Source organism: Oscillochloris sp. ZM17-4 (assembly GCF_019599295.1).
In the GTDB taxonomy this organism is placed as follows: Bacteria; Chloroflexota; Chloroflexia; order Chloroflexales; family Chloroflexaceae; genus Oscillochloris.
In genome coordinates this window covers 1-1,863 of record NZ_JAIEWN010000149.1, presented here as the reverse complement: position 1 = coordinate 1,863, position 1,863 = coordinate 1, and the positions used below count along the sequence as shown (strand labels likewise).

Annotated in this window: 2 protein-coding genes; one reads left to right on the top strand and one right to left on the bottom strand. The window is 64.1% G+C overall.

What is annotated here, in order from left to right:
- Nucleotides 1-282: 282 nt before the first annotated feature.
- Complete coding sequence (locus tag K2Z83_RS28280; RefSeq protein ID WP_220598515.1) at nt 283-534, bottom strand: hypothetical protein; 252 nt, start codon at nt 532-534, stop codon at nt 283-285.
- Between the two features lie 282 nt (nt 535-816).
- Here K2Z83_RS28280 and K2Z83_RS28275 point away from each other — a divergent pair.
- Nucleotides 817-1,863, top strand: a 1,047-nt coding sequence (locus K2Z83_RS28275; RefSeq protein ID WP_220598514.1) for an ATP-binding protein, incomplete at its 3' end; no start/stop codon positions are given.

Below are 1,863 nucleotides of genomic sequence, written 5' to 3'. Positions count from 1 at the left end.
CTGCTCCCGGCAAACGGGATTAGCGGTACGAAGAAGCGCCAGAGCATCACCACGGTGCTGAAGTGGTCGTCGGCACCGGTCGGTATACCTACTGAGCTCGACGAGACCCTTGAGGCTGGTATTGCCAAGGCCAGCATGTTCTTCAAGATCGGGAAGCCGTTTCAGATCGCCTACCTACTGACCTTTGTCAAGCATTGGAAAGCGATCCCCTCTGCCGAACAAGATCGTCTGCTCAACGACCCCTGGGCCTTTAAGCGTTTCATCGAAGATGTCCCAGTTGGCTCAGCCCACGCCCAGCGCGAGCTGCTGCTGCATCTGGTTCACCCCGAGACCTTTGAGCCGATCATGGCCCGCGAGCATAAGCAGAAGATCGTCGCAGCCTTCTCCAGCCTGCTTGACCCGAGCATCAAAGACGTGGATCAGCAACTGGCCCAGATCCGCGCCCAGCTCGCCCGTCAGTACGGCGAGGGATTCCACTTCTATGATGATCGGATCAAAGTTCGGTGGCTCGCCAAAACTGAGCCAATTGACCAATCTGGTCGTACGGCGGTCACAGCCGCACAGGCTGGGCTGAGTGGCACAGAGCAAATGCGGCTTGCCTTACAAGCCATGGTGGCAAACGGTGGCGTGGCTTCGAGTCAGCAGATCTACACGTCAGTCGAAGCGGAAATGCGCGGGCAGGCTCTCTCAAAGCAAGGTCGTGATACGCTACGGTCACTGGTCAGTCGAGAAGCTGTGAATAAGGGCTATGTCGAGCCTTACGATGAAGAGCGACCGGGCTGGCACATTAATGATACTGGCAAGAATTGGCTTGAAATGTCCAGTGTGACGGTAGACGATGATGTAGACGATGCAGAAGAGAGCGGAGAACCTGACTTATCGCTGCTCCCCCGCAGCCTGGGCGACTCGCTGCGGCCCTACATCACTCTGGCGACCCACCTCAGCGAGGAGGGCTACACGTCGGCCGAGATCCGCGACCTGCTGGTCAAGGTCGTGCCGCCGATCGCCCCTGGTGTCACGCCGCCTGAGCCATCGCGGCTGGTCGATGAGCTGATGCGCCTGCGCCTGCTGGAGCCGCTCGACGACGGGCGCTACCGGCGCTGGCCGCACCTGGCCGACGCCACGCCCGAGCTGCTGCTGAAGTACGCCGCGCTGACTCTGCTCGTCCCTGCCGGCGAGGACGTGTACACCCTACCCGCCCAGAGTGCGCCGTTTACGGGCCTGCCCCATCCGCCCGATCGCTGGCCGCTCGGCGAGTCGCTGCTCCGCTGGTACGAGGAGGGCGGCCTGATTCAACGCAACGCCGACGGCACCTGGCAGAGCCTGCCCGACGCCCTCGAACCACTCGACGATCCGCGCCCCACGGCTCAGGCGATCAACACCTTCCTGGCCAACCTGCGGCAGGCCCGCAGCAGCCCGAGCGACCTGCCGGCCCTGAGTGACGCCCCGCTGCGCGTCCTGCCGCCCGCTGTGCTGGAGGAGCGCATCGCCGAGATCCAGCGCGAGCTGCTGATCGACCGCGAGACCATCCTGCGCATCTACCGCTCGCTGATCGCCGGCCACCACGTTATTCTCAGCGGCCCGCCCGGTACAGGAAAGACCCACCTGGCCCGCATCCTGCCGGGCATCCTCTGGCGCGATGACCAGGAGACCATGCGCCTGACCCTGCCGAACGACCCGGCCCTCGCGCCGACCGAGTCGCCGCTCGAAGACCCCCTGCACCGTGAGGGCTACCTGGTCGAGGTGGTCACCGCCACCGAGGACTGGGGCGTGCGCCATGTGATCGGCGGGATCGCCCCGAAGATCCAGCGCAATGAGCGCGGCCGCACCCTGGTCTATAGCGTCGCCCACGGCTGCCTGACC